The organism is Streptomyces sp. NPDC054786 (assembly GCF_053611685.1).
The window spans coordinates 20,845-42,051 of sequence record NZ_JBSHAW010000012.1 but is presented as its reverse complement, the minus strand read 5'-3'; the positions used below and the strand labels follow the sequence as shown (position 1 = coordinate 42,051).

The following is a 21,207-nucleotide window of genomic DNA, read 5'->3' as shown; positions in this document are numbered from 1 at the left end:
CGCGGAGTCATCTTTTCCGTAGGGATGCGTCTGCCACGGGCTGTGCCAGGAGGATCAGTACCGTGGGTGCGGCAACCGACCGAGGAGCGCGATGTCCAAGGCGCCGATGATCCGCACCGCGGCCGTCGCCGCTCTGCTTCTCGCCGCCGTCGCCGTACTGCTGTGGGCGCTGCCACGGACCGCTTCTCCCGGCCGCGCCGCGCACTGCAGTGGGCGCCGGATCGCCTCCTGGTCCACCGATTCCCGGCATACCGCGGAATTCGCCCGTTATGGCGATGACAACGCCCGGGTGGACGACTGGACCGGCGGTGACGGCACTCACTCGGTGCGCCTGCCCGACGGCCGCACGCTCTGGCTCTTCTCCGACACCTTCCTCGACCGGATCCAGCCACCGCCCAACCCGCAAGGGGAGAAGCATCGTTGGCGCACGGCTGACAGCGGCGGCGCCCCGGTGCTGCGGCACAACTCCGCCGTGGTGATGTCCCGTTCGGGCCGGCTGGAGCGCACCCTGACCGGCGGCACCGCGACCGCCCGCGGCCCCCTCTTCCCCGACCCGCCCGGCGGCGGCTGGCGCTGGCCGGTGCGCGCGAGCGTGGAACCCCGTACGCCCGGCGCGCACGAGAAGGTCGTCCGGGTGCTGCTGTGGAACCGTGCTCCCGGCACCGGGCCGTGGATCTTCGGGCTGCCGCGTGCCACCGAAGTGGCCACGCTGTCGCTCCCCGGCCTGCGCCTGGAAGGCATCACGGAGACCGTCGGCCGGACCTCCGTCGCCGACCCGGGCCGACGCGTCCTCTACGGAGCGGCGGCGGTCCGCGACGGCGGCTGGACCTATCTCTTCGGCGGCGACGACCCGCCCTCGTCGCCGGCCTCCAGCGCCTATGTCGCACGGGTCCCCGGCGGGCGGCTCGCGGACCGCGGAAGCTGGCGGTTCTGGGACGGCGCCCACTGGCAGCGGCGGGCCGGGCGGGCCGGGCCGGTGCTGCGGGCCGGCGGCCGGCGCGGCGTCGGCAGCGCCTTCACCGTCGTACGCGACGGTCCGGCCTGGGTGCTGTTCACCATGGACACCGGGGGCGGCGGCGCGGCCGGGATGCGGGCGATCACCACCTACTGGTCCTGCTCACCCCACGGCCCCTGGCACGGCCCGAACGGCCGTCTCACCCCGCCCCGCCCGCCGGCCGCCGACCCGCAGTATGTCGCCACCTACAACCCCCAGATACACCCCGAATTCACCGCGAACGGGGAGTTTCTTCTCAGCTACGACATCAATTGGCTCGGTCCGCCCGGCGTCCCGGCCGATCCCCGGCTCAACGGTGATGTGGAGCTCTACCGGCCGCGGTTCCTGCGGGTGCGGACCGGGCCCGTCGGGCGGTGACGGTGGCGCGGCGGGCGCGCCGCACCGGCCGGGCTCCCCGTGCGGGGTTGTGTCAACTCCCGTGCTCCGCACGCCACTTACGGGCCTCCTCGTCGATGTCGAACGGTGCGAGACGGAGCGGCGGGCCGTCGAGCGGCGTACGCAGCGCGGCGTGGATCCGGTCGTTGACCGCGGTCAGGATGCGGCGCAGTGCGGCCTCGGTGGGAGCGTGGGCCGCCGTCTCCAGGGCGTCCTCGGCCTCCTTGCGCAGGGCGAGGCCGGGCGGCAGACAGGAGAGGTGCTCCCGGCTCATCTTGTCCTTGATCCACCACATCTCGTCATACGGCTGGTCGAGGTGGGGGAGGGGCTTGCCGGCACCGGAGAGACCGGCGAACTCGCCGCGCTCCGTCGCCTCGCGGATCTGTCTGTCGACCCAGGTCTCGAAGGTGACACCGGGGGGTTTGCGCTCGGTCATCGCGTCAGTCTCCCGAGGTTTCGGCGTCCGGCCGGCTCGCTCCTCCTCCGGCGCGGTGGGGTGGGCGGCGGCCCGTCTCCACGGTAACTCGGGCCGGGCCCGTGGGGCCGGGACCGGTCAGCCCGTCGTGCCCGGGGGCGTGCCGGTCGGAGCCGCGTCGGTCGGGCCCGAGCCGGTCCGGTTCGGGACGGCCGTGCCGGTGCCGGTCGGGGTCGGTGCGACGACGGGGAAGGCGTTGTTGCCACCGCACACCATCGGGCCGACCCGGACGGTTTTGCTCACGAGCGTCACGGTGACCTCGCCCGACGGCCTGTTCCCGGGCACCCGGGCGTTGGCCGCGGTGCACACCAGCTGGTTCAGCGAGGCGGAGTCCAGCAGCTTGACGTCCATGGGCAGGGTGATCACGACGCTGCCCACCCGGGTGGCGGCGCTCAGCGGGCCGGGGAACTTCGGCAGCACGCTGGACAGCCCGCGCATCCGCTCCGCGTGGTTCGGCCCCTTCATCAGCAACTCGATGGCCAGCTCCGGGTCGGCCGGCGCCTTCGCCCGCCGGGTCGCGGAGCGCAGGCCGGAGGGCCCGTAGAAGAACAGCTGGACATCGGCCGCGGGCTGGCCCGGTGACTTCACGCCGGTGGCGGGCTCGCCGGCGTCGATGACATCGGTGGGCGCGATACCGCAGCCGGCCAGCGCACCGGCCAGTGCACCGGTGAGGATCCCGGCCAGCGCGCCGGTGAGCGCAACGGTCCACACCCGCCGGGCACGCGTCGTACGCAGGGCGTTCCGGGCGTTCATGGCGCTCATGCGTGGGTCTCTTTCCGGGCTTCGGAGCGTACGCCGCCCCGGTCGTCGTCCGCGGTCCGCTCCCCGGCCGCCCATGCGTCGTCCGGCGGGCCGGCGCTCCCGTCGGCCGCCGGCTCGGCCGCCTCCTCGTGGCGCAGCGGCAGATCCACCGTGAACACCGCACCGCCCCCGGGGGAGTTGGCGGCGCGCATGGAGCCGCCGTGCAGCCGTACGTTCTCCAGCGCGATGGCCAGGCCCAGGCCGCTGCCCTCCGAGCGCGTGCGGGCGGAGTCCGCCTTGTAGAAGCGGTCGAAGACATGCGGCAGGACCTCGGGGTCGATGCCGGGACCGCTGTCGGAGATCTCGATCAGCAGCCGGTCCGCGCCCGGCTCCGGGACGTGCAGCCGCACCCGGACCGGCTCGCCGCCGTGGTGCAGGGCATTGCCGACCAGGTTCGCGACCACGACATCGAGCCGCCGCGGATCGAGTCCGGCCCGTACGTCCGCCGGCAGCTCCGCCGTCACCCTCTTCTGCCAGGCCCTGGCCTGCAGGGTCTTGCGGATGGTCTCGCCGACATCCACCTCGTCCAGATGGAGCGCCGCGGCCCCCGCGTCGAACCGTGACACCTCCATCAGGTCCTCCACCATCCGCGCCAGCTTCCCGGTCTCCTGGCTGATCAGCCGGACCGCCGAGGCGGTGTCGGGGTCGAGGGAGTCGGCGTCCTCGTCGAGCACATCGGTGACCGCGGTCATCGCCGCCAGCGGTGTCCGCAGCTCGTGCGAGACATCGGCCGCGAACCGCCGGGAGTTGGCCTCCAGGCGGCGCAGCTCGGCCATGCTCTCCTCCAGCCGGGCCGCCATGTCGTTGAACGTCCGGGACAGATCCGCGATCTCATCGGCGCCCTTGACCTCCAGCCGGGTGTCCAGCTTGCCCTCGGCGATCCGGCCGGCGGCCTGCCGCAGACCCCGTACGGGCCGCAGCACACCGCGCGCGGCGAGCAGCGCCAGGACCACCGTCAGCACCAGCACCGGCAGCGCGCCCCGCTGGGCGGCACTCACCAGCGCCTCGACGTTGGACTCCTCGGCGTTCAGCGGGAGTTGGGCAAAGATGGTCAGCGCGGAGGCCCGGCCGTCGGACTGCCGTACCGGCATCCCGATCATCAGCCAGGGATCCCCGCCGCGGTCCACCCGCTGGAAGGCCGGCACATGGCGCTTCTCCACCGACGCCTTGAGTCCGGCCGGTATCACGACATCGCCCCGCAGGCCGCCCTCGCCGCTGTCCTGTACGCCGCTGTAATGCACGGAAATGTCCCATTCCCGGGACTTTCCGGAGCGCTCCAGCTGGACCCGCAGCGAGTCCAGATCCGCCTGGGACGGCGGCACCGGGAGCTCGGGTGCCAGCGAGTTCACCTGCGCCCGCAGGTCGTTGACCGCGATGTCCTGGGAGCGCTGCAGTATGGCGTTACGGGCTTCCTGGTAGGTCAGCAGAGCGGTGGTCAGTGCGCTGACGGCGGCCACCACCAGGAACCCCACGACGAGCCGGGCCCGCAGACCCCGCAGCAGCTGGGGGTTCCCCGGCCGCAGGCGGGGGAGGGCCGGCACCCGGCGGCCGGGGCGCTTCACAGGGGTCCGAAGCGATAGCCGAAGCCGCGCACGGTCTGGACGTAACGGGGGCTGCGCGGGGTGTCCTCTATTTTCGTCCGCAGCCGCATGACACAGGCGTCGACCAGCCGCGCATCGCCGTGGTAGCTGTGCTCCCACACGTGTTCCAGCAGCTGCTGGCGGCTGAAGACCTGCCCCGGGGTGGCGGACAGGAACAGCAGCAGCTTCATCTCCGAGGGGGCCAGCGCCAGATCCTGGCCGCCCTTGGCGACGACCAGACCGGCGCGGTCTATGCCCAGTTCGCCGTAGGTCTCGACCGGGGCGGGGCCCGGGTCAGCGGCGGCCGGTGTGCCATCGGCGGGCAGCGCGGTACGGCGCAGCACCGCGCGCATACGTGCTTCGAGGACCTCGCCGCGGGCCGGCTTGACGATGTAGTCGTCGGCGCCGGCCTCCAGGCCGAGCACCACATCGAGGTCGTCGCCACGGGCGGTGAGCATGATGATCGGCAGCTGCCGCTCGGTGCGGATCAGCCGGCAGACCTCGAAGCCGTCCTTGCCGGGGAGCATCAGATCCAGCAGCACGATGTCGGGGCGGAAGCCCGGCAGGACCTCCAGCCCCTCCTCGCCGCTGGCCGCGGCCGCCACTTCATGGCCGCGCCGCCGTAGGGCCAGGGACACTCCGTCCCGTACGGCGGCGTCGTCCTCGATCAGAAGTACACGTGGCATGGGTCCAGTATCAATAAGTTTCATGATGGATCCGTAACAGGAGCAGCCTGCCCGGACTCCGGTGCATCTCACGTGGTGCAAGGCGGTGCGCAACGCAGTCACCGCCGGTCGGTACGCACACGAGCACGGTAGGGACGGGGTCGGGATGGCACGGCGCTTCGGTATTGAGAGCGGCATCATCGGAGTGGCCGCGGCGGCGGTGGTTTCACTCGCGGTTGCGGGAACGCTCGCCTTCGGCAATTTCGGAGCCACTTCCCGGGCCGAGGCGGAAAGCGTCGGCTCAGGCAAGGCCAAGCGGGCGGCCCCTGTTGCCCCGGTCGGCTCCTCCATCGTGCACGCCTCGGACCGCCCCGGCCGCAGCCTGAACATCACCATCGACGACGGCCCGGACCCGGTCTGGACCCCGAAGGTGCTCGCCGTACTGAAGAAGCACAACGTCAAAGCGGTCTTCTGCATGATCGGCCCGCAGGCCAAGGCCCACCCGGACCTGGTCAAGCAGGTGGTGGCCGCGGGGCACAAGCTCTGCGACCACACCGTCAGCCACAACACCGGCATGGATCACCAGGCGCAGAGCTATCAGTCGCAGCAGATACTCGACGCGCAGAAGATGATCGAGGACGCGGCGGGCGGCGCACAGGTCGAGTACTACCGCGCCCCCGGCGGCGCCTTCACGCCCTACAGCCGGAAGCTGGCCGCGGAACACGGTATGCGGCCACTGGGCTGGAACGTCGACAGCAAGGATTTCGAGGGCGGCACCGTCGAGGGCATCGAGGCGACGGTGCGCGGTGAACTCCCCAACGGGCCGACGGTCCTGTTCCACGACGGCGGCGGCGACCGCGCCCGGACCGTCGAGTCGATGGACCGGCTGCTGCCGTGGATGCAGCAGCAGGGCTACGGGTTCGGGTTTCCGAAGCGCTGAGGCGAGAGCTGTCCGCGGTCGGTGACCGCCTTGTCGGACACCCCGGGGCCTGTCCGTCACCGACCTGCCGGACAGGCCCCGGGGTGTGCCGTCGTCTCCCGGCTCCCCGGGGCGACGGCCTCCTCCCCGGCCGCACACCGTGTGCGGCGCGCCGGCCTCACGCCGCGCCGAACAGCTCCGCGAGGCCGTGGTCCATGCCGAGGTGTGCCAGCTCGCTGCCCGCGGGCACGGCCTCGTAGGAGCGGGCGAGGAACAGCCGGACGTCCGCGGTCTTCAACTGGACCATGGCGATGCCCTCCTGCGCGTGGAACTCCATCACCGTGCGGTCCGGGCCGGACGGCCGCACCCGTACGTCGCCCCGCCCGGCCGGCGTCCGAAGCCCCTGGTCGAGCAGCTCCCGGGCGAACGCCCAGTCCACCGCGCAGCCGTCCAGCGAGATCTCCGGCGGGAAGAACATCCGTACCGCCAGCGGATCGGCGGGCGCATAGTGCAGCACCGCCGGCACCGCATGCGGGCCGAAAGTGGTGGCGATGAGGCGAACCTGGACGGCTTGGTCGATGACGGTGTTCATCGCGCTGCTCCCCTTACGGCGGTCGTGTCTTGGGCAATGGCTCGTCCATTAGGACGGTGTGCCCGCGCTCGCCGTGCACGCGACATGTGTGTGATGTTTCTCATGTTGTCGAGGGCTTGTCCGGCGGTCCGTCGCGCGAGCCGGGTGCGGAGCCGTCCCTCTCCCTGACCGCCGGGCCGGCGAGGGGGTGCGACCGGTGCGGGCACAGCGTCCGATCCGGCCGGCAGGCGCAGCGCAGGCCGCGGGTGAAGTGCCCCTGCCGCTACGGCAGTCGCTGTTCCGGAAGCTGATCCGGCGCCCCGGGGTGGCTCAGGAACTCCTCCAGGATCCCCGGGGCCGCCGACGCGGCGAACGCCGGGGCCTCGGTGGCCGCGAGGTCCGGGATGCGATAGCCGTCCTCGCCCGCCGCGACCGCGGCGGTGAGCGTGACCAGGCCGGCCCTGCGGGTGAACGGCGAGGTCGAGAACGTCCAGGCGGCGATGGCCTCGCGCTGGAGGGCGAGGGTGTCGCGGCTGAAGGTGCCCGAGCGGGCGACCAGATACGGGCCGTGTACGCCGTGCCCCAGACTGCGGTACGCGTCCCGGGCCAGCCACCACACGCACACGGTGGTGGCCACCGCGTAGATCCAGGCGCAGTGCAGCAGCACGGGGCTGAACGCCGCGCCGAGACCGGCGAGGACGGCGGTGCCGGGCAGCACCGCCCACAGCAGTCCGCGCACCCGGCGCCGGCGAAGGGCGCCATGGGGGTGCGGTGCCAGCGCCGCCGGCGACGCGCTCCCCGGGAAGGGCGACCGCAGGGCGCCGCCGGCCACCCGCAGCGCCTCCGGGCGGGGCGCCGGGGGCAGCAGCCCGCTGCGCTTGCGGTTCTCCTCATGGTTGCCCAGACCGCCCGCCACCGCGCGCACCAGCGCCCCGCCGCCGGCCCGCAGCAGCAGCGGTTCGCGCAGCAACACCCCGCGCAGCCGCGCTCGTTCGATGGTGACCGAGCGGGTGGTGAACAGGCCACGGTGCACCCGCAGCGTGCGCGTGTCGGTCCACTCCAGGCAGTAGTTCCACCAGTTCTCGATGTACAGGGCGACGGCGCCGACCGAGCCGAGGGCGAGGATGACGAGCAGCGCCGCCGGGACCGTCAGCCAGAGGGCGCTTGCGCCGAACTCGGTGAACGCGCGCTGGACGAAGCCGAGTTTCCAGGCCTTGATGCCGATGCCGTCCAGGACCCGGTAGGCCGAACCGGCCACCACGAACACCCCGCCGATGACCCAGAAGGTGAGCGGCGCATACCGCAGCCAGCGCCAGCTGATCCGGGCCACCACGGGGTCGTTCGCGGCCGCCTCGGCGTCCGCGTGGGCGAGCAGTTCGGCGCGCAGCCGTTCCGCCTCCGGGACCGTGAGTGCCTCCAGCGACAGTTCGCTGCGGCCGTCCCCCGAGCCCGCCGTGCCGGCCCGCAGCACGGTGACCCCCAGCAGCCGGTGCAGCGGTGACGCGGTCAGATCGACGGTGCGGATGCGGTGCAGCGGCACACTGCGCAGCCGCCGGGTCAGCAGCCCGCTGCGTATGTCGAGGGTGAGGGAGGCGTGCCCGTGGCCGCCGTCGGCAGCGCTCGCGTCCGGACTCCCGTGGAGGGCGACACGGAACTCCGTACGGGCCCAGCGGATCAGGCCGATCGTGGTGACGACGGCGAACGAGACGGCGATGGCGGCGAGCGTGATCCAGGCCCCGGTGGTGATCCGGCCTCCGGTGGCCAGCGCCGTCAGCGCCAGCGAACCGAGCGGTGCCGCCATCCATCCGCAGTGCACCAGAAGGGTGCGCGGATCCAGCCGCCGCCACTGGGCCGTTCCGGACGGGGTGAGGGCAGGCGCACCCGGTATGTCACGGTCCACGCCCGGCACTTCGGGCTTTCGTGGCGCGCTCATGCGGCATCACCCGGTACGTCCTGCGCCGCCTCGCCGATCCGTCGGGACAGCTCCTCGGCGTCCGCGTCGGACAGCCCCGCGATCTTGATGTCGCCCGCGGTCGAGGCGGTGGTGACGGTCACCGTCGCCAGCCCGTACCGCCGTTGCAGGGGCCCGCGCACGGTGTCCACCGTCTGCACCCGGGTCAGCGGCGCGATCCGCCGCTTCTGCCAGAACCAGCCGCCCGCCGCGTAGACCGCGCTCCCGCCCAGCTCCCAGGCGTGCACCGCATACCGCCACCGCGGCATGACCACGAGATAGCCGACGGCCGGCAGCACCAGCACGACCAGCAGCAACGGGCCCAGCCACGGCAGCGCGCCCGGGAAGAAGAGAAGCGAGAGGACCGCCATGGCGAGTGCGGTGAGCAGCATCGGACCGCTGAGTGTCAGCAGCGCCTGGACGGTCCACCAGCGGCGGGCCCGCGGATCGACTCGATGGCGGGGTGGGCGCAGCAGGGGGGCGGCGTGCTCGGGCATCAGGGTCACCGGTTTCCAAGTCAAGCGTATTGAGTAGCGATACGTTATAACGGTACAAGCGACTTGTAAAAGCGGGCCGGGAACCGAGCCGGAGCCGCGACAGGGATCGCGCACTGGAGAGGGAGGTCATCCGTGCCCAAGAAGGTGGACCACGAAGCCAGGCGCCAGGAGATCTCCGAGGCGCTCTGGCGGATCGCGAGCACCCGCGGGCTGGACGGCGTGAGCCTGCGCGATGTCGCCGCGGAGGCCGGGATCTCGCTCGGCCGGCTGCAGCACTACTTCCGCACCAGGGACGAGATGCTCCTCTTCGCCCTGCGGCACATCAACCGGCTCGCCGCGGACCGGATCCGCACCCGCATCGAGGCGCTGACCGAGGAGCCGACGCCCCGTGAGGTACTGCGCGCCTGCCTGTCGGGCATGCTGCCGCTGGATGACAGGAGTCGTACCGGACTGCTGGTCGGCGCCGCCTACTTCGCCCGCGCCGTGCACGACGAGACCCTGCGCGCCGAGGCCGAGAACGGCATCCCCCAGCTCCGCGCCTTCTTCGCCGACCAGTTGCGGCTGGCCGCGGACCGTGGCGAGCTGCCGCCGGAACGCGCCACCGAGGACGAGGCGATGCTGCTGATCAGCATGGCTGACGGGCTCGCCACCTACGTCCTGCTGGGTGTGCACGACCCCGGGACCGCGCTACGGCTGCTGGATCTGCAGCTGGCGCATCTCTTCGGGGCGGGCCCGACGGCGGACACACCGGCGCCGCCCGGCATCGGGTCCGCTGCGGCAGCCGCGTCCGGGTAAGGCCAGGCGCCGCCTTCGTCCGCCGGTGGCCGCCCGGCACCGGCGGCGGAGCGGGCGTGAGCGGAACGCGCACCCGAACTGACCGGTGCCACCGCTGCGGTGGAGCGCCCCGCACCCTCGGCGCCCGCACCTCCGCCCTCACGGGCGAGGCCTATGCCTCGCGCAACAGAGCGGCGAGATCGGCCTCGACATCCAGATGTCCCGCCTCATCGCCCTGCGCGACGACCTGGTACGACCGGGTCAGGAAGGTCCGCAGCTCCTGGGTGTCGAACTGCACCACCGCCATGCCTCCGACGGCGTGGAACTCCACCACCACGGCCTCGGCGTCGTACGGCCAGATCTGCACATCGCCCGACCCGGCCGGCCCGTACAGGCCCTCCTCCAGCAGATCCCGCCCGAACGTCCACGCCACCTCCGCCCCGTCCAGCGACGCGGCGGGCGGAAAGACCAAACGCACCGCGAACGGATCGGCACGGTCATAACGCAGGCTCGCCGGAATCACCTGCGACCGGGGAGCGGTCGCGATGAGACGGGCCTGAACGGCTTGTTCGATGACGCTGGACATCGCCGGCTCCCTTGCATTCGGTGCGGATCGTTGGGCCTTTGGTCACTAGGACGCGTAGGCCGTCGTACCAGGTGCATTGGATTCCTACGTGACGTGCATCACGGGCCTTTGAATATGCGTATATGCCCTCTTTCTTGTGCGCCCGGAGCGAGTGATCGGCCGTCGGACGCTTGAGGTGATGGGACGTCAGGCATGCTGGGCGTGCCGTCGCTGCGCCGTGATCGCGACTTCACGGGCCGCCGAGGGCTCTTGTTGCCGATGCTTCTCGTTGCCGGTTGCCGGTTGCCGGTTGCCGGTTGCCGGTTGCCGATCGCGGGGAGCGGGGCGGGCGATGGCGTCGGCGGCGGTGGGCGGTGGACGGTGGTCTGGACGGCGTGGTCGGGCTGGGCTAGCTTCCAGCCCACAACCGGAGCGGGGTGGGGCGATTGCGGCGCACGGGGCGCTTGTGGTGCGGGGACTCGGACAGGGACATGAGACGGGCGCTGCGCACCCGCAGGGCTCGGCCGTGGACGGCGCTGGCCGCCGGTGCGGCGGCGCTCGCCGCGATGGCAGCCGGGCCGGCGGCCGCGGCGGGGGCGAATTCGCTCCCGGCGGCACCGGCTTCAGCCGGCGAGCCGGTATCGGCGGCATCGCTCACCGTCCCGCACGCCGGCTGGCGGCTCAAGGACAGTGGTAGCACCGCCCGTTTCCGCGGGCTGGCGGCCGTCAGCCGTACGACCGCCTGGGTCGCCGGTACGGCGGGCACCGTGCTGCGCAGCCACGACGGCGGCAAGCACTGGAACGACATCTCCCCACCCGGTGCCGGGGCGCTGGAGTTCCGCGACATCGAGGCGCTCGACGCACGTCGCGCGGTCGTCCTCGCGATCGGCGAGGGAGAGGCCTCGCGGGTCTTCCGCACCGACGATGCCGGCGCCACCTGGACCGAAAGCTTCCGCAACACCGATCCTCGTGCCTTCTACGACTGCCTGACCTTCTTCGACCGCCGGCACGGCATCGCACTCAGCGACCCCGTCGACGGCAAGTACCGCATCCTGTCCACCGCGGACGGCGGCCGCAGTTGGCGCGTGCTGCCGTCGAAGGGCATGCCGCCGGCCCAGAAGGGCGAAGCCGCGTTCGCCGCCAGTGGCCAGTGCCTGGTCTCCGCCGGCGGCCGTGATGCCTGGATCGCGACCGGTGGCGCGGCCACCTCCCGCGTTCTGCACACCGCCGACCGCGGCCGCACCTGGTCGGTCACCGACACCCCCATACCGGCGGGTGACCCGGCCCGTGGCGTCTTCGCGCTCGCCGTCCGCGACCGCACCCACGCCCTCGCCGTCGGCGGCGACTACCGCCCCGACCAGCCTTCGCCGCGGGCCGCCGCGGTCAGCGATGACGCCGGCGTCACCTGGAACCCGGCCGCCGAACCCCCCAAGGCCTACCGCTCCGGCGCCACCTGGCTCCCGCACTCCCGGCGCCTCGCCGTGGCGGTCGGCCCGTCCGGCAGCGATCTGACGCTCGACGGCGGCCACACCTGGCACCCCTTCGACAAGGGCTCGTACGACACCGTCGACTGCGCCCCTGACCTGGGCTGCTGGGCCGCGGGCGAGCAGGGGCGGATCGCACGGCTGGAGCCGTGACGGCGGGCCTGGCGTCGGGCCTGACGTCGGGCCTGACGGCACGGGCGACGTCGGCGGACGGCGCAGGCGCAAAACGGCCCCGGCGCGCGGTGACGGGCCGGGGAGGGGCCGAGGGAGCCTGGTGAGTCGAAGAGCGGGCTGAGGAAGGGGCCGGGCAGGCCGGGGTGGCGGACGGACGAGGTTCCGGGCCGGCTGACGGCCTGCGTCAGCCGGGTTCGCGGTTCGCGTTCAGGGGCGCGGTCCGTGTGTGGGGTCTGCTTCACCGGACGTGGTTCTGCTTCACCGGGCCGTGGGCCGTGTGGGGGTTCCGCTTCACCGGGCCGCTGCCCGCGTGCGGGGGCTCTCCGTCCCACCGGGCCGCTGTGTCCGCGTCCGGAGCCTCCGCCTCACCGGGCCGCTCTCCCACCCCGGATCGCCGTCCTCACTCCATCAGGCTGCCGAGCCGTCCCTCCAGCACCACCAGCAACTCGCCCAACGCCGCTGCGAGTTCCTCCTGACGCTGATCGCCGATGCCGTCGAGCAGCGCCGCCTCGTACCGCAGCTGTTCGGGCAGCAGCCGGTCGATGGTCTCGCGTCCCTCGTCGGTGAGCGAGAGATGTGCGACGCGGCGGTCCCGGTCGTCGGGGCGGCGGGCGATCAGTCCGCGCTCCTCCAGCTGCCGTACGCGTTTGGTCACCGCGGCGCCGGACGCAAAGGTCTCGCGGGCCACCCGCCCGGGGGTCAGCTCACGGTCCATCCGGCGCAAGGCGCCGAGGATGTCGAACTCGGGACGGGTGAGTCCGGCCGTCCGCAGTGGAGCATCGGCCGCCTGCTGCAGCAGTGCGGAACAGCGGGTGAGCCGCCCGATCACCGCCATCGGGCCGGTGTCCAGCCCTGGGTGCACCTGCTGCCACTGGCGCAGCACCCCCGCGACGATGTCCTCGGTCACCCGCACACTCCTCTCGGCCATGCCGTACGCCCCCAATTGTGCCTGCCGTGGTGCGGGCCGCCGCGCTGGGCGGGCGCGCGGGTCAGGCGGCCGGCACCGGTGCCGAGAGCTGCCGGACGAGCCCGGCCAGCGCGCGGTGCCCCTGCTGCTCGGCATGGGCGATCCGCTCCTCGGGAAGGGCGCGCTGCCACCACTCGCCGGCCGCCACCTCCACGGCTTCGCGGAGCTCGACCAGCCCCCCGGCCAGCCGGTCACGGGCCCAGCCGGTCTCCCGGGCACCGTCCGCACCGGGTGCGGTCCCCGCCGCGAGCAGCCGCAAGGCGTTGGCCTCCGCGGCCGCAACCCGCCCGAGGGCGACCTCGATACGGTCGGCGGCCCGCCGGTTGGTGACCAGGACGCAGCAGGCCAGCCCCACCGCCGCGCCCATCACGGTGTCGATCCAGCGGTCGGCGATCAGTGTGCCGGCCGGCAGCCGATTGCCGAATTCGGTCAGCAGCAGCGCCATCGGTGTGATGCACACCGAGCCGAGCCAGTAATTACGGGTGATGCAGGCCTCCGCGCCGAACTGGAAGGCCAGCGCCAGCGCCAGCGCGATCAGCGCGAGCTCCCCGAGGTGCATCAGCGGCAGCAGCGCGGTGTAGAGCAGCAGACCGAGCAGATTGCCGAGGGTCCGTTGCAGCGCCCGCTGCCAGGAGAGTGTGGTGTTGGCCTGGTAGATCGAGGCCGCGGTGACCACGGCCCAATACGGGTGCCCGACGCCGACGGCCATCGATCCCCAGCCCGCCAGCACACACCCGACGGCGACCCGCGCGCCTATGGGCAACAGCGGTGACCCGGGCGCGAGCCGGGCGAGCACCGCCCGCGCCCCGCGCGGACGACCGGGGGCGGGCCGCCGCGGCTCCCGCGCCTCGTCAGCGACGCCCACCAGTTCCTCGGCCTGCGCGCCCGAGAGCACAACCCGGGGCAGCGGCCGCCCGCTACGCAGCTCACGCGCCCAGGCGCCGAGGCGCGCAGCTTCGCCCGCCGCGGACCGGGCATCGTGCCCCAGCACCGACTCGGCCCGCACCAGCAGTCGTTCGAGCCCGGTCCGCGCGGCGGCCCTCGACGGGGTGCGCGCCGGGACCAGAAACAGTGTGTGCCAGGCGACGTTCACGGCGGCCGCAGCGGTATGCCGCGCGTGCGCCACACCGGGGGGCTCCATACCGGGGGGCTCCATACCGGCCGGTTCCACTCCGCCGGAGCCCGGATCCGTACGCAGCAGCCCCACCGCGGCCTCCAGCGCGCGAGCGACGGCGATCCGCTCCGGCCCCTGCGGGCGTATCAGCGCCGGTGCCATGCAGACCAGCCAGGCGAGTCCTCCGGCGCCGAGCGCCAGCGCCATGTGCAGGGGCACCTCGCCGAGGCGCTGCGGCACGAAGGAGGCCGAGGCGGCGATGAACGTCAGGATGAGATTCCCCGGCGGGCCGATACGGGTGGCATCACAGACCATCTTGTGGACCGCGGCCATCAGCGAGGCGAACACGACGAGCAGCGCGGTCGAGGTGGTCAGCGAGGCGGCGGTCAGCGCGATGCCGAGGCCGGCGACCATTCCGAGCACCAGCCACAACAGGGTGCGGGCGCGGGCGGCGTACGGCAGACCGTGCGCGTACAGGGCGCACATCGCCCCGGCCGAGGTGTACAGGATCAGATCCAGCCGGCCCACGGCGCACAACGCGAGATCAGGGATCGCCAGCGCCGCCACCGCGCTGAGTGCCGGTTTGTGCCAGATATCGACGGGCCGGCGCAGTCGCACGGTGCTCCTGATGGGCAAGGGCCTGGCGCGCACCGCGCTTCCCGGCGCGATGCGCGCGCTTTTCGCGGACGACCTGGCATGTTTCCCCATGACAAGAAGTTTAGCAGGTGTTTTACTCGTGAAATTACTTGCAGAATATGCGCCGCTCGCGCCCGGGGGTCAGGGAGCCGCGCAAGGAACGGCAACCGGGCTCCGTGCAAGGGAGACGGCAACCGGGCCGTGCAAGGGAGACGGCAGCCGGAACCAAGCCGTGCAGGGACGACTGTGGCCGGAGCCGGCCCCGCAGCAAAGAAGGCGAAAGGGGAGCGGCGGAGAGGACGGGAGCGGGGCGACGCAGAGGGAGGTGGCGAGGAGGCGGAGACGAGGGGAGGCGGAGACGAGGGGAGGCGCGGCGGTGCGGGTGCCGGCAGGGCCCCGGGCCAAGGGCGGCAGCGTGGGGCGGGAGGGAGCCGGCAGAGGGGGCCACAATAGCCAGGTGCCAGCCGCCAAGAAGAAGACGACGACCGCGAACGCGTCACCGGAGCGCCGCCGCGAACTGCTCAACATCGCGGCGGAGGTATTCGCCGCACACGGCTACAACGCCACCACCGTCCGCCGCATCGCGGACGAGGCGGGGATGCTCGCGGGCAGCCTCTACTACCACTTCGATTCCAAGGAATCGATGCTGGACGAGATCCTGTCCAGCTTCCTGACCGAGCTGTGGGACGGCTATGACGCCGTACTCGCCGCCGGGCTCGGCCCCAGAGAGACCATCGAAGCCCTGGTCACCGAGTCCTTCCGGGAGATCGACCGGCACCGCGCGGCGGTCGCCATCTACCAGAAGGAGTCCAGGCACCTCGCTGTCCAGCCCCGCTTCGGCTATCTCGCCGACTCCCAGCAGAAGTTCGAAAAGGCCTGGCTGGGCACACTGGAACGAGGCGTGGCCGACGGAGTCTTCCGAGCCGACCTCGACATCCGGCTCACCTACCGCTTCGTCCGCGACACCGTCTGGGTCGCGGCGAGCTGGTACCGGCCGGGCGGACAGCACAGCCCCGAGGAGATCGCCCGCCAGTACCTCTCCATGGTGCTGGACGGTATCGCCGTACGCGCCTGACCCGACCCGGCAGGGGGCGCAGCCCGGGACGTACCGGTCAAGCTCCAGCGCCCTACCGGCGGCCGCTCAGCAGGAAGTGTTCCGCACGTACAGGGCCCGCGACGCCCAGGTCGTGCCGTAGCGGACGTCCTTCGTCGCACCCTTCGGGAGGCTGCCGTGGGGGTCGCGCTGATGCGGGACGACGATGGTGAAGCATGCGGTCCGCTGGCTGCACAGATTCGTCAGGCGGACGTAGCGCTGGTGGCCCTTGTTGAAGTACTTCCGCACCACCACGCAGTGCGGCGCCCGGTCGGCCGCCGCCGCGGTCGAGGCGCTGGTCATTGTCAGAGAGGCGCTGCACGCCACCGCTGCCAGCGCTATGGCCATGATCTTCCGCACGTAATCTCCCCCGCTGGAAAACTTGGATTCCCCCGCGAAGCCCACGCTGGGTTCGCACGTTCATTCCCCATTGTCCATACCCGCCCAAGGAAAATCAGCCCCGGGGGCCACACAGGGACACAAGCGCGACACAAGAGCAGCCCTTTCGGGACCGTGCCGGGTGGAACCGGCCGAGCCGAACGGGGCTTGGGGGAGCCGAACGGGGCTGGGGGGGAGCCGACCGGGCTGGGCGGAGCAGGCCAAGCCGAACCGGGACGGGCGGAACCGGCCGAGTGGCACGGACCGCGCGAGATGGGCCGGGCGGGACAGACCGGGCGGGACGGGCCGAGCGGGCCGGGCGTGACAGACGGACCGAGCGCGACCGGCCGAGCGGGACGGGCGGAAACCGATCGTGGCGCGAGCGGGTCGGGTCGGGCGAGACAGGCCCGGCGGGCCGGGCCGGCTGGGGTCGGATCAGGCCGGACCGGACGGCTACCCCGCGGGGGCGCGGAGGCCGCTCCCGTTGCCGACTGCCGACCCGGCTGCCTGGTGTCGATTCTCGGCCGTCGGTGTCGGCTGCCGGTTGTCGCTTTCGGCTGCCGGCCGGATGTCACTCGCCGGCGGACGGGCGTGCCACCACCACTCTCAGTCCCCGGTCCGCGAATTCACGGCGGGTTGCCTCCTTCGCTCCGTTGTCCGTGATGAACGTGTCGAAGACATCCGCGTCGCCGACCCGGGCGAAGCAGCGCTCGCCGATCTTCGATGAGTCCGCGACGACCACGGCACGCCGGGCACGCTCGGCCATGAGGCGGTTGACCCGGGCTTCCGCCTCGTCGTGCACCGTGGCCCCCATCACGGGGTCCACGCCGTTGGCGCCGATGAACGCGATATCGATGGAGATCTGTTGCAGCACCAACTCGCTGAACGGGCCCACCAGTTCAAACGATCGCGAGTGTGCCACCCCGCCGGTGAGCACGATCTTGATCTGCGGCCGCACAGCCAGCTCATTGGCGATGTTGAGGGAGTTGGTGACAATCGTCAGATGCGGTTGCGGGCCGGCCTCCGCGAAATCCGGACGGGTGGCAAGCACCCGGGCGATCGCCGTGGTCGTCGTGCCACCGCTCAGCCCGACCACATCCCCCCGCTCGACCAGCTTGGCCGCGGACTGCGCCACTGCCTCCTTCTCCTCTGACCGGTGAGCATGCTTGTAACGGATGGGTAGGTCGTACGCCACCGAGCTGAGCACCGCCCCGCCCCGGGTGCGGGTCAGCAACTGCTGCTCGGCCAGGGCGTCCATGTCGCGCCGCATCGTGGCGGCCGAGACCTCCAGTTCGGTCGCCGCCTCCTCGACGTCCATCCGGCCTCGGTCGCCGAGCAGCTCAAGCAGTGCGTTCATCCGTTCATGGCGCTTCATAGCGCGAGCCTAATTCGTCTCAGCGGGCCACGGTAACGCGCCGTAGGCGCCCTCGTGATTCCACCGCCGCGGACCGTCCCGACCGCCGTGACGAAGCGCCGCCGGGGCGGTGACCGCCCGCTCCTGTCTCACCCCCGGGCCGGCGCCTGGGCTACGTACTGGCCCGGAACCGTCGCCTGAGTGCCCAGCAGATCCAGCAGTCTCGCCGCTTCCTCGGCCACCGCCTCCCGGGCGGGCTTGAGGTACTTCCGGGAGTCGACGAGCGAGGGGTCGGCTCCCAGTGTGTGCCGTATCGAGTGGGTGAAGACGGAGACCAGATGAGTGGAGATATTGATCTTCGTCATTCCGGCGGCGATGGCTCGCCGCAGCTCGTCGTCAGGCACTCCGGATGAGCCGTGCAGGACCAGCGGCACCGGCAGTGCGGTGTGCAGCGCCGCGATGAGGTCCTTGTCCAGTACGGCCGTGCGCTCGTGCATCGCATGTGAGGAACCGACGGCCACGGCGAGAGCGTCCACCCCTGTCGCGCGGACAAAGGCCAGGGCCTCGTCGGGGTCCGTGCGTACCCCTGGCGCATGGACGCCGTCCTTGCCGCCGACCGCGCCGAGTTCCGCCTCGACATAGGCGCCACGGTCATGGCACCAGGCGGTGAGTTCGGCGGTGGTGGCCACGTTCTCTTCGTACGGAAGCGCGGAGGCATCCACCATGACGGAGCCCACCCCGGCGGCGATGCCCTGATGGACCAGCTCCGCATCGGTGATGTGGTCGAGGTGCACCGCGATCGGGGCCGTGGAGCCCTCGGCGAGGGCGAGGGTGGCGCGGGTGAGGGGCAGCAGGCTGCCGTGGTAGCGGATGCAGTTCTCGCTGATCTGCAGGATCAACGGGATGTCGGTGCGCTCGGCGGCGGTGACGAGCGCCTCGGCGGTCTCCAGATGGATGACGTTGAAGGCCGCGGCACCGACCCGTGCCTCCTGCGCGGCGTCGACGATCGATGAGGTCGGAACGAGGGGCATCGGATGCTGACTCCCTTGCGTACGAGGCTGATTGAGGTGGGGGAGGCGGGGTGTCTACGAGGCGGCCGGCGTTTCGAGCATCACCGAGCGGGTCAGGCTGCGGGGATTGTCCGGGTCCAGGCCGCGGGCGCGGGCCCGCTCCAGTGCCACCCGCTGGACCAGCACCAGATCGGCCAGCGGATCGCGCGCATGGCACACAAAGCGCGCACCGGTCCGCAGCACATCGGTCTCCAGGCCGTCCGGTGCCTGACCGAACAGCCAGGTCACCCGGCCGGGTGCGGCTATCGCGATCGGACCATGGCGGTACTCCATCGCGGGGTAGGACTCGGTCCAACTCAGCGATGCCTCCCGCATCTTGAGCGCCGCCTCATTGGCCAGACCGAACGTCCAGCCCGTCCCGAGGAAGGAGAACTGCTCGGCGTCCACCCATTCCTTCTCCACCGGTGCGGCCAGCGCCTCCTGCGCATCGGTCACCGCTCGGGAGATGTCCTCACCCAGATGCGCACGCAGCAGCGTCAGTGCCGTCGTCGCGAAACGGGTCTGCACCACCGACCTCTCATCGGCGAAAGGAAGCGCGACCGTCTCGTCGGAGACCGCGACCGCCGGCGTCTCGGGGTCCCCGATGACCGTCACCGTCGGGATCCGCCCCTTGACGGCATCGAGTACGCGCAACACCTCGGTCGTGGTGCCGGACCGGCTGATCGCGACCACCGCGTCATAGTCGCGGTCGCCGCCGAGGAACGCCTCGGAGGCCGCGAAGGGATCCGTCACCCCCTGTCCGGCCGCCTCGCGCAGCGCCGCATACGACTGCGCCATGAACCATGAGGTGCCGCAGCCGACGACGGCCACCCGCTGTCCGGCCTTGGGCAGCGGGCCCGCGGCCGCACCGATCCGCGCGGCCTCCCGCCAGGTCTCCGGCTGACTGTGCAGCTCCTGCTCCATGTACGAGATCTCGCTCATGGCCCACCCTCCCGTGATGCGCTTGCGCTCATTGTCCTGCGTGAAACTGCAATATTTGCTTTCGTTGCAATCGACTGTACGCAGAAAATTCGCAGGACTCCATCCCTCGAACGAGTGTCTGCTCCAGAGGGGGGGAGGTCGGGTGGTGGCTGGGCAGGAGCGCGGTTGCGGTCCCGCCGGAGGTGGCCGTGGAGTGGCTGTGGTGTGGCCGCGAGGCGGCGGCAGTGCTTCGAGAATCTGTTGACAGCTGCGCGAAAGGCGCCGAATACTTGCAAGATCAGTCACTAGCTCTGTCACGCAGCTCCGTCATGCAGTAAGGCCCGCTCCGCCGCACAAAGGACTTCCCATGTCCATTGCCACGCTCTCCGCGACGCCCCCGCCGCCGTCACCCAGGACCGCGCTCCGCACCGGCAGGCGGTTCGCGCTCACCGGCGCCGTCGTCGGCGTCATCTACGGCTACGACACCGGCAGCATCTCCGGTGCCCTGGTGTTCCTGAGCAAGGACTTTCATCTCACCGAGGCCGAAAAGGGCCTGGTCAACAGCGTCTTGGTGTTCGGCTCCATCCTGGGCGCGCTGATCGGCGGCAAACTCGCCGACGCGCTGGGCCGCAGGGCGGCGATGCTGATCGTGGCCGGCTCGTACGCCGTATTCGTCGCGCTCTCCGCCTTCGCGCCCAACGTCGTCGTGCTGGACATCGTCCGCTTCCTGCTCGGCATCGCCATCGGCATCTCGATCGTCGCCGCCCCGCTCTATGTCGCCGAATCGACCCCGGCACGTATCCGCGGAGCCTCCGTCGCCGCGTACCAAGTGGCCACGGTCGCGGGCATCGTCATCACATATTTCGTCAACTGGGGCCTGTCCGGCGGCGGCCACTGGCGCTGGATGCTCGGCCTCTCCGCGATCCCCGCCGCACTCGTCCTGATCCCGTTGCTCAAGCTGCCGGACACCCCGCGCTGGTACGTCCTCAAGGGGCAAACGGAACGAGCCGTCGAGGTCATGGCCATGACCGATCCGGACGTCGATCCGCGCGGGGAGGTCGCCGTCGTGGCATCCGTGCTCGCCGAGGAGAGCGGCGGATCGGCGCGCTCCCTGCTGCGCAAGCCGTACGCCCGTGCCGCACTCTTCGTCGTCGGCCTCGGGTTCTTCTGCCAGATCACCGGCATCAATGCCGTGACGTACTACAGCCCGCAGATCTTCGAGGAGATGGGCTTCACCGGCAACGGCCAGAACTTCCTGCTGCCGTCCTTCGTCCAGCTCGCCTCACTGGCCGCGACCGTGCTCGCCATCCTCATCATCGACCGGATCGGCCGCCGGGTGGTGCTGCTGTGCGGAATCGGCACGATGGTCGCGATGCTCGCCGTCCTGACCGCGGTCTTCGCCAGGGGCGAGCTGCACGGCGCCACGACCTGGGTGGGCTTCGCCGCCATTCTGCTGTTCACCGCGGCCTTCAACTTCGGCTTCGGATCGCTGATCTGGGTCTATGCGAGCGAGGCCTTCCCCGCCCAGCTGCGCTCGACGGGGGCCTCGGTAATGCTCACCGCCGACCTGGTCGCCAATCTCCTGATCGCCCAGTTCTTCCCCTCCCTGATGACCTGGGCGGGTGCGGCCCGGACATTCGCGGGCCTCGGCGTCCTCGCGCTGGTCGCACTGGTCTTCGCCGCCGCCACCGCGCCCGAGACCAAGGGGCGTCAGCTGGAGGAAATCCAGGACTACTGGCGCAATGGGGGACGCTGGCCCGCGCCGCCCGCTCCCGTAAGCTCCGGCCAGCTCAGTGGTTCAGCGGTGCCGCCGACGACGACTTCGTAGTGCCGGGGCGGGAACGATCGC

Annotated in this window: 20 protein-coding genes; 6 read left to right on the top strand and 14 right to left on the bottom strand. The window is 71.7% G+C overall.

The features are described 5' to 3' along the window. Window positions 1-91: 91 nt before the first annotated feature. A complete protein-coding gene (locus ACWGI6_RS12510; protein WP_453267459.1) occupies window positions 92-1,372 on the top strand; it encodes a DUF4185 domain-containing protein in 1,281 nt (426 codons plus the stop codon). A gap of 52 nt (window positions 1,373-1,424) precedes the next feature. Here the strand turns inward: ACWGI6_RS12510 and ACWGI6_RS12505 are convergent, their stop codons facing one another. From ACWGI6_RS12505 to ACWGI6_RS12490, 4 genes are all read right to left on the bottom strand, one after another. Beyond that, entirely contained in the window at window positions 1,425-1,826 is a 402-nt protein-coding gene (locus ACWGI6_RS12505) for a DnaJ family domain-containing protein (RefSeq protein WP_453267458.1), read from the bottom strand. Window positions 1,827-1,943: 117 nt separating this feature from the next. Beyond that, window positions 1,944-2,627 (bottom strand): hypothetical protein, encoded by a 684-nt coding sequence (locus tag ACWGI6_RS12500; protein WP_453267457.1) that lies wholly within the window; start codon window positions 2,625-2,627, stop codon window positions 1,944-1,946. After that, window positions 2,624-4,228, bottom strand: a complete 1,605-nt coding sequence (locus ACWGI6_RS12495) for an ATP-binding protein (RefSeq protein ID WP_453267456.1) — start codon at window positions 4,226-4,228, stop codon at window positions 2,624-2,626. The genes ACWGI6_RS12500 and ACWGI6_RS12495 overlap by 4 nt, the downstream gene beginning before the upstream one ends. Further along, window positions 4,225-4,932, bottom strand: coding sequence for a response regulator (locus ACWGI6_RS12490; RefSeq protein WP_453267455.1), 708 nt, complete (start codon window positions 4,930-4,932; stop codon window positions 4,225-4,227). The genes ACWGI6_RS12495 and ACWGI6_RS12490 overlap by 4 nt, the downstream gene beginning before the upstream one ends. 145 nt (window positions 4,933-5,077) lie before the next feature. Here ACWGI6_RS12490 and ACWGI6_RS12485 point away from each other — a divergent pair, with 145 nt between their 5' ends. Beyond that, a complete protein-coding gene (locus tag ACWGI6_RS12485; protein WP_453267454.1) occupies window positions 5,078-5,851 on the top strand; it encodes a polysaccharide deacetylase family protein in 774 nt (257 codons plus the stop codon). A gap of 157 nt (window positions 5,852-6,008) precedes the next feature. On the opposite strand, the gene ACWGI6_RS12480 is transcribed toward ACWGI6_RS12485, so the two are convergent. The 3 genes from ACWGI6_RS12480 to ACWGI6_RS12470 form a co-directional block, all read right to left on the bottom strand. Then, window positions 6,009-6,422, bottom strand: a complete 414-nt coding sequence (locus tag ACWGI6_RS12480) for an SsgA family sporulation/cell division regulator (protein WP_453267453.1) — start codon at window positions 6,420-6,422, stop codon at window positions 6,009-6,011. 262 nt (window positions 6,423-6,684) lie between these two features. Beyond that, a complete protein-coding gene (locus ACWGI6_RS12475; protein WP_453267452.1) occupies window positions 6,685-8,334 on the bottom strand; it encodes a PH domain-containing protein in 1,650 nt (549 codons plus the stop codon). After that, on the bottom strand, window positions 8,331-8,849 hold the full coding sequence (locus ACWGI6_RS12470; protein WP_393907883.1) for a PH domain-containing protein: 519 nt from the start codon (window positions 8,847-8,849) through the stop codon (window positions 8,331-8,333). Before ACWGI6_RS12470 ends, ACWGI6_RS12475 begins: the two co-directional genes overlap by 4 nt. 132 nt (window positions 8,850-8,981) lie before the next feature. On the opposite strand from ACWGI6_RS12470, the gene ACWGI6_RS12465 reads away from it, so the two are divergent. Continuing rightward, window positions 8,982-9,644, top strand: coding sequence for a TetR/AcrR family transcriptional regulator (locus tag ACWGI6_RS12465; RefSeq protein ID WP_453267451.1), 663 nt, complete (start codon window positions 8,982-8,984; stop codon window positions 9,642-9,644). Window positions 9,645-9,795: 151 nt separating this feature from the next. Here the strand turns inward: ACWGI6_RS12465 and ACWGI6_RS12460 are convergent, their stop codons facing one another. After that, complete coding sequence (locus ACWGI6_RS12460; protein ID WP_453267450.1) at window positions 9,796-10,209, bottom strand: SsgA family sporulation/cell division regulator; 414 nt, start codon at window positions 10,207-10,209, stop codon at window positions 9,796-9,798. Window positions 10,210-10,754: 545 nt separating this feature from the next. Between ACWGI6_RS12460 and ACWGI6_RS12455 the strand changes: the two genes are divergently transcribed. Then, window positions 10,755-11,825, top strand: coding sequence for a WD40/YVTN/BNR-like repeat-containing protein (locus tag ACWGI6_RS12455; protein ID WP_453267550.1), 1,071 nt, complete (start codon window positions 10,755-10,757; stop codon window positions 11,823-11,825). 421 nt (window positions 11,826-12,246) lie between these two features. On the opposite strand, the gene ACWGI6_RS12450 is transcribed toward ACWGI6_RS12455, so the two are convergent. Together ACWGI6_RS12450 and ACWGI6_RS12445 are read right to left on the bottom strand one after the other, a co-directional pair. Beyond that, complete coding sequence (locus ACWGI6_RS12450) at window positions 12,247-12,753, bottom strand: MarR family winged helix-turn-helix transcriptional regulator (protein ID WP_453267449.1); 507 nt, start codon at window positions 12,751-12,753, stop codon at window positions 12,247-12,249. A gap of 82 nt (window positions 12,754-12,835) precedes the next feature. After that, window positions 12,836-14,545, bottom strand: a complete 1,710-nt coding sequence (locus ACWGI6_RS12445) for an FUSC family protein (RefSeq protein WP_453267448.1) — start codon at window positions 14,543-14,545, stop codon at window positions 12,836-12,838. Between the two features lie 475 nt (window positions 14,546-15,020). On the opposite strand from ACWGI6_RS12445, the gene ACWGI6_RS12440 reads away from it, so the two are divergent. Then, the gene (locus ACWGI6_RS12440) at window positions 15,021-15,638 is read left to right on the top strand and encodes a TetR/AcrR family transcriptional regulator (RefSeq protein ID WP_393907805.1); all 618 of its coding nucleotides are present in this window, start codon (window positions 15,021-15,023) and stop codon (window positions 15,636-15,638) included. 66 nt (window positions 15,639-15,704) lie between these two features. On the opposite strand, the gene ACWGI6_RS12435 is transcribed toward ACWGI6_RS12440, so the two are convergent. The 4 genes from ACWGI6_RS12435 to ACWGI6_RS12420 form a co-directional block, all read right to left on the bottom strand. Then, window positions 15,705-16,016, bottom strand: coding sequence for a hypothetical protein (locus tag ACWGI6_RS12435; RefSeq protein WP_453267447.1), 312 nt, complete (start codon window positions 16,014-16,016; stop codon window positions 15,705-15,707). Window positions 16,017-16,605: 589 nt separating this feature from the next. Continuing rightward, entirely contained in the window at window positions 16,606-17,409 is an 804-nt protein-coding gene (locus ACWGI6_RS12430; RefSeq protein ID WP_453267446.1) for a DeoR/GlpR family DNA-binding transcription regulator, read from the bottom strand. 128 nt (window positions 17,410-17,537) lie between these two features. After that, window positions 17,538-18,419, bottom strand: a complete 882-nt coding sequence (locus ACWGI6_RS12425) for a class II fructose-bisphosphate aldolase (protein WP_453267445.1) — start codon at window positions 18,417-18,419, stop codon at window positions 17,538-17,540. A gap of 54 nt (window positions 18,420-18,473) precedes the next feature. Continuing rightward, window positions 18,474-19,379: an SIS domain-containing protein gene (locus ACWGI6_RS12420; RefSeq protein ID WP_453267444.1), complete on the bottom strand. Its 906-nt coding sequence runs from the start codon at window positions 19,377-19,379 to the stop codon at window positions 18,474-18,476. Between the two features lie 346 nt (window positions 19,380-19,725). Here ACWGI6_RS12420 and ACWGI6_RS12415 point away from each other — a divergent pair, with 346 nt between their 5' ends. Then, window positions 19,726-21,186, top strand: a complete 1,461-nt coding sequence (locus ACWGI6_RS12415) for a sugar porter family MFS transporter (protein WP_453267443.1) — start codon at window positions 19,726-19,728, stop codon at window positions 21,184-21,186. The last annotated feature ends 21 nt before the right edge of the window (window positions 21,187-21,207 follow it).